This window comes from Cupriavidus sp. 8B (assembly GCF_054589115.1).
This window is the reverse complement of the sequence record NZ_BAAILO010000139.1, coordinates 47,162-53,571: the sequence shown is the minus strand read 5'-3', so window position 1 is coordinate 53,571 and position 6,410 is coordinate 47,162. Positions and strand designations below refer to the sequence as shown.

General features: G+C 70.0%; 4 protein-coding genes. 1 reads left to right on the top strand and 3 read right to left on the bottom strand.

Annotated features, from left to right (window positions below; genetic code table 11):
• Positions 1-489 precede the first annotated feature (489 nt).
• Complete coding sequence (locus ACYP5B_RS14775) at positions 490-621, top strand: hypothetical protein (protein WP_459570207.1); 132 nt, start codon at positions 490-492, stop codon at positions 619-621.
• A gap of 53 nt (positions 622-674) precedes the next feature.
• Here the strand turns inward: ACYP5B_RS14775 and ACYP5B_RS14770 are convergent, their stop codons facing one another.
• The 3 genes from ACYP5B_RS14770 to ACYP5B_RS14760 all read right to left on the bottom strand — a co-directional run.
• Entirely contained in the window at positions 675-2,105 is a 1,431-nt protein-coding gene (locus ACYP5B_RS14770; protein WP_459570206.1) for a C25 family cysteine peptidase, read from the bottom strand.
• 18 nt (positions 2,106-2,123) lie between these two features.
• Positions 2,124-3,464 carry a hypothetical protein gene (locus tag ACYP5B_RS14765; RefSeq protein WP_459570205.1) on the bottom strand — a complete coding sequence of 447 codons (1,341 nt, stop codon included), beginning with the start codon at positions 3,462-3,464 and terminating at the stop codon, positions 2,124-2,126.
• 43 nt (positions 3,465-3,507) lie between these two features.
• Positions 3,508-6,410 (bottom strand): WD40 repeat domain-containing protein (locus ACYP5B_RS14760; protein ID WP_459570204.1); only part of this gene is annotated, 2,903 nt, incomplete at its 5' end.

Sequence of the window (6,410 nt, the reverse complement as noted above, 5' to 3'; positions counted from 1 at the left end):
GGGCGCTCGCTCAAGGTGAAGCGCCTCGCTCTTGCGGATGCCCGCCCTCTCCCCCAACCCCTCTCCCGCTGCGCGGGAGAGGGGAGCTATACCTGCGCGAGATTGCACTCGAGCGCTCTTGCTACGCCTGCGCCGGACTTCACCCGGCGACCCACACAGAAGTCTGAAGAACCGAAATAAGGAGCTGGACGGAATCTGTCGGGGTGGGAAAAATCCGCCTCACGCGCCGTACCTATGCCCATAGCCATAGCCATAGCCATAGCTATAGCTATAGCCATCAACCGAGGAGACATGGGATGTCATTCACTTCACGCGCCGCGCAGCAGGCTGGTACTGTCGGCGTTGGCAATCTTTTTGCCTGCCCGCGCTGGCCTTCTCGCAAGGCGCCCGATACCCCGCCAAGCCGATCAGCCTCGTCGTCGGTAGCTCCGTCGATCTCTTCGCGCGCGCCATCGGCAAGCATCTGCAGGACGCGTCCAGTCGCAGGAAATGAAGGCATTCTTCCTCAAGGAAGGCGCGGAGCCGGCGGTGATGAAGCCGGCTGAGTTCGCCACCTTCATCGCGTCCGAGGTGGACCGCTGGAGGAAGGTTGCCAAGGCTGCGGACATCCGGCCCGAGTAGGTGCCGGTGCGCATCGCGCCGTCACGCCGTCACGCCGTCACGCCGCCACGGTGTCACGCCATATCCCGCACCCTGATTCGCACCGCCGGATCTCCCAGCACCACATAGTTGCGCGCATCGTCCCGTGCCACCCATCGCAGCGCGATGTCGGTGTCCGGGACATCGGCGCCCGCGCTGCGGTCCCGCAGCAGGTCAGCCAGTTCGGTACTCAGCGCGGCCCAGCGGATGTTGAAGCGGTCTGTCGCCTGGCCGACGCGCTCGCCGCGCAGCAGGCTGCCGATCACGTCGCGGAACCCCTGGGTTTGCGCATCGGCGCGTTCGGACTGGAAGCCGTAGGCCCATGCCCTGTCGATATGCCCGAGCACGGCCAGCGCGCCGCCATGCGGATGCGCCAGCAGCCGCTGCGGCAGGCGCGCGGTAAAGGGCGCCGGCGCGAGCCGGGTGGGGGCGTTGCCGCTGCGGCTGAAGTTGTCGAAGTCCGGGCAGCCCGCGCCATAGCAGGCAAAGCAGAACTGGATGAGGCCATGGCACTGGGCGTCGGCGGGGACATCCTGCGCGGCGAACCAGTGCTCGGGGCCGATCGCGCCATAGCCGGGCCAGTCCTGGCAGACGATGGCGCCCTGGGTGTCGGCAAGGCGCGCGTCGTCCGCGCGAAAACCCATGCCGTGCGAGCCGGTGAAGAGCAGGGCGGGTGGCCCGCCCGGTCCTTTGCCGCGCAATACATCTGTCAGCGCGGCTTTGGTGGCGGCTTCGCCAAGCAGCGCCTGCACGGCAAAGCCCTGGCGCTCGCCCAGGGGCTTGGCCTGCGCGGTGCCCTGGCTGAGCGGGGTGGCCAGCTGCCGCGTGAGCAACTGCGTGGCGCGATCGAACTCATGGCAGGTGGCGAACAATGCGATCCTGCGCTGCGCGGCCACGCTGGCCATCGTCTCATACGCCGTCACGCTGTCCGCGTAGCTGCGAAAGTCCGCCAGCTGCGGAAAATCCAGCCGTCCCACCGCCCAGTACAGGTCCAGCGTGTACTGGAAGGCAAACGGGATCTTGTCCGGCGGCCCTACCAGCACGAGATAGTAGGGCACGCCCAGGGCCGGGTCGACGACGTTGAGCGAGACCCCGTGACGCGCCAGCCAGGTAGCCGCGCTTTCGCCGGGCAGGCAGCCATCGGCGCCCTGGAACACCGTGACCTGTCCAGCCTCGCGGTGCCGCCAGGCGATCAGCGGCGCGAGCGCGTCCAGGTATGGCGCCGGATCCACGTCGGAGGGAAACAGCAGGCCCCAGCCGGCCTCGTCGAGCTTGTCGCCGTCGACATCGCCCAGCACGGCATAGGTCTCGGCTTGCCGGGCTTTTTCCGCGGCGCGCTCCGGCGCGCGGCGCAATCCGTGCTCATGCGCGGAGAATTCGGCGATAGCCTGCGCATCGATGTCGGCTAGCGGGCATCCGGTGTCGGCCTGGATGCCGAGCGGGATGGGCATGGAGTCGTCGGTCATGGTCGGGGCTCCTTGGATTCATTCCCAGGCCAGCGCGGCCTGCCAGATCAGGTGGGCGACTTCCGGCCCGGCGATATCGTTGTGCGCGCCGGCGATGCCGCTGCCGTTGCAGATGTACTCGCTGGCTTCGATGTTCAGCACCTTGCCGGCCGTCATGGCCATCATGGGGTAAGGGCGGTCATAGGGTTGCATGGCTGCGTCCGTGGCACTGTCGATGCCCTGGATGCCGAACGCGCCGATGGCGCCGAAGGTTGGGTAAGTGGGAGATGCCTGCGTGGTGTCGAAAGCCACCTGGCCCGCCACGCCGGCGGCCCAGGGATAAAGCGTGCCGACCGCGCTGTCGTGCCGCGAGCGGGTGATCACCAGCGGCCCGCTGACCTTGCCATCCGGCAGCAGGTTGTGGCAGTAGCCCGCCGTGCCGGGGCGCACGGGAATTTCTGGCGCGTACGCCCAGAGCGACATGGCGCCCTGCACCAGCACGCAGGAGGCCACCGGGCGGCACAGCGCGGCCGTGCCGCCGGGGCCGCCCAGCGCGGCGGACATGACGACGGCGCCGAAGCTGTGGCCCATCAGGTGGATGCGCGCCGCCGGCAGCGCGTCGCCAATGCGGTTGAGCAGCGGGAAGACGCCGCACTCGCCCACGGTCTGGCCGCGCTTTTTCATGGTCCAGAACGAGAGTTGCCGCAGCGGTGCCAGCAGCCCGCCCAGCACCGAGCCGCCAAACGCGGCGCCCAGCTGGTTGGCTTCGGCGAAGGACGCTGCGGGATCGAAGGGCAGCCGGTCGGCCCCGGCGTCGCCGCCCACGCCCTCGCTGCCCAGCGCGAGTGCCTGGTCGAGTTGCAGGTAGGCCTGGCGCACCGGTTCAGGCAGGCTCACCGCATCCGCCTGGGTGCGCGCGGCTTCGAAGATGGCGGCCAGCGCGGCGCGCACCTGTGGCGTATCGCCCAGGCGCTGCGCATAGGCGTCGATCATGGCTGGCGCGCCCGGCCCGGCCAGCGGGGCAAAGCTGGCGCCGTCGCCCAGTTCTTCGTCGCCCCATGGCTGGCTGGGCCAGTGCACGCCGATATGGGTAACAGCGAAATCCGGGTGCCGGGCGCGCATGGCCTGTTCGTCGCCGACACTGCGCGCGAACGCGCCGATCCAGCGGTCGTACTGGGTGCGCGCCGCGGGCAGGTCGCCCTGCCAGCCGTGGCTCCACAGGAAGACATCGGTGGGCGCGGTGGCTTGCCATTGCGCCAGCAGGCGGTCTGACATCCGTCCACCGATTCCGTCCGGGTCGTCGCTGCGTTCGTTGCCGGCGGCGTCCAGCGCCAGCAGGGCGTAGCTGGCGCTGGTACCTGCGATGGTCTGGAATGGCATGGCGTGTCCCCTTGCTAGGTAGGTTCAGATTCAGTCGATGCGCTCAGCGCGCTTCGCACGCGGTAGGTGACGGCGTATCGCCCTTGAAGAACTCGGCCTTCTGCCTGGGCGTAAAGCCGCCGCCGACGATGGCGCAGGCCGCTTTGCGCCATTGCGCCATGTCCAGGTCCCAGATCGCCGCGATCCCCGTGCCTGCCGCGTACAGCCAGCGCCCGTCGTCGCTCACGGATAGCGCGGCCACCGGCTGCCGCGGGTCGCGATAGAGCGTCTGCGGGATGGGCAGAGGACGATCGGCCTCGGGATCGAGCAGGAACAGGTTGCCGTGGTCGTCCCCGGCGACGACGAACGGCGCATCGGGCGCGGCCAGCGCGGTGATGACGCCTGCGGCATCCTGCTTGAGGATGGTGGCCTTGGCCTGCACCGGCTGGCCCGGCGATGCTGCCGGCGCTGCGGAGCGTTTGGGCAATGCCAGGCGATACACCTTGCCGAGGTAGTTGCCGGCCACCAGCGTGTCGCCGCGCGCGTCAAAGGCCAGGCTGGTGATCTGCCCGCGCGGCAGGCCCGCGAAGCGCAGGGCCATGACGGCCTTTGCCTGCGCGCAATCGGCGCCGGCCGCGGCAACCTGCCACAGGCTGATGCCGTCGTCGTCGGTGACCGCTAGCTCCGCGGTGCCCGGCCGGAAGGTGGCGTAGGCGGCATGGGACAGGGCTTCGGGCAGCGGGATGCGGCAGGCGGCGGCTTCGGGAGCGGCTGCCACGGCCGCCGTGGATGCGGACGGCATCGCGTGCACGTCCGCGCCCTGATCGGGCGCCAGCTGCCATAGCTCTAGCCGCCGGTTCTCCGCAGGTTCGCCTGAGCGGATTGCCAGCAAGCGTGCGTCGTCGCTGATCGTCAGGCGGGTGCTGGCACCGGCCATCACACCCGGCAGGATCGCATTGCCCGTGCCATCGGCCCGCAGCATCCAGACCTGGCCATTGTCATCCGCTGCTACCAGGCGCTGCGCGCGTCGCGCCCAGTCGAGTGCCCGCACCGGTGGCGCCGGCATGGTGATGGGGCGCCGGCTGGCCTCCTTGCCCGGCTCGGCCTGCAGCAATGCCAGCTTGCCGTCTTCGGTCGCGGCCACCAGGGGCGGCGTGATGCCCGTGAGCGCAAGCAGCAGAGGGGGCGTGCCTTCCTGCCGGCGCGAGACGATGCGGGCCATTGGGTGCCGCGGCGCATCGAAGCGCATCTGCAGCAGTTCGCCCTGCTCGGTGGACGCATAAAGCCGCTGGTCGCGGCCGGCCAGGGCCAGCCCGGTGATCTGGCTCGGCAGGTCCAGCAGCTCGGTGCGCGTTGCGCGCGTGTGTTCCGGGTCGAGCCCCCAGTGGATCACGCGGCCATCCCAGCCGCCGGAGAGCAGTTGCCGGTCATCGGTGAACACCAGCCGTACCACGGCGTCGTCGTGCCCCAGCAGCGCTTGTGGCCATAGCTCGCCGTCGGCGGTGCGCCACACGCTGATGCGCCCGCCGCGCGTGCCCGCCACCACCACGCTGCCATCGGGGCTGACGGCGATGCTGTGGTAGCCCGCGAACCAGTCGGTATTGTCCGCGGGCGCCGACAGTTCGTGCGCGGGCGTCTTCAGCACGGATGGCTCCGCCGGGTCCGTCTGCGGGTCCGCCGGCAGGTGCCACAGCCGTGCCTTGCCGTCCCGCCCGGCGGTGGCGAGCTGCCGCCCCTGGTCGAACAGCGCCACGTCGGTCACCCGCAGCGCATGCGCGCGCGCGCTGGCAATCGGGTACCGCCGGGCGTCTGCGCCCGTGGCAAGGTCCCACACGGCAATGCGGCCGCGGTCGTAGCCCGCGACCAGGCGCTGCCCGTCGCTGGATAGCGCGGAGACCGGGCCCCAACCGCCTTCGCTTCTGGCGCCCGCCGGCAGCAGCAGCACCGTGGCGCGCGCCGGCTGGGCGATATTCCAAAGCGCCACGCTGCCGTCCTGCCCGCCCGTGGCCAGCGTGCCGGCGCCAGCCAGTGCAAACACGCGCACGCCTTCGGGATGCTGGTTCCTGAGCGCGGTCTCGTCCAGGCGCACCGTTGGGGAACCGGGCGCAAGCCCGGTGATCTCCATGAGCCAGCGATTGCCGCCGAGCCGGGCGCTCACCCGATAGCCGGCGTTGCCCTGCACCTCCAGCGTTTGCTCATCCGCGCGCGACAGGTAGGCCTCGATATCCCGGGCACGGTTCATGGCGCTGACCAGCGCGCGCCGGAAATCAAAGCCCTCCGGTGGCGCATGGTTGTGCTGGCCGCGCGTGCCCTCCACCGCCGCCAGCAGCGCGGCGTCTGGTGCCGGCCGCGAGCCAAGCAGCGAGAACAAGGCGTTTTGCCGCGCGATGTCCTGCTTGGTGGTGCGCAGTTGCCAGGCCAGGATCGCCACGCCGATCAACACCAGCAGCGCGATGACCCCGAGCGCATAGCCAAAAATGCGCCAGCGCCGCGCGCGCTCCTGTTCCGCGCGATGGCGCTGGTAGGCCGCCAGGAACCGGTTCTCCGCTTCGCTGTGCCGGTCTTCCGCTTCGAGCAAGGTGTCGTCGAGTTCCGCGCTGGAGGTGAGCTTGCCAAATACGCCGGGATTCTCGCCGGACAGCGCCCAGGCGCGCGCCAGTTGCTTCCAGTGCGGCAGGTACTGCGTGCGCCATTGCGCGTTGCTGGCGCGCAGCGGCTCGATCAGCCGGTCATGCGCCAGCTCCAGCCACTGCGCGTCCTGGCGGCTTTGCGCGCGCACCAGGTGGTACTGCTGCAGGATGTCGAGCTCGGCCGCGGTGGGGGAACTGCGCGAGCCGGCATCCAGCGTCGCCTGCGCGCGCATATTGGTGGCGGTGATCAGGCGGCTCTCGATCCAGTCGCGCACCACGCGTTGCCGGATCAGCGTGCCGGTGGCCGCGTCCAGGGCCATGTTGCAATAAGAAGCCA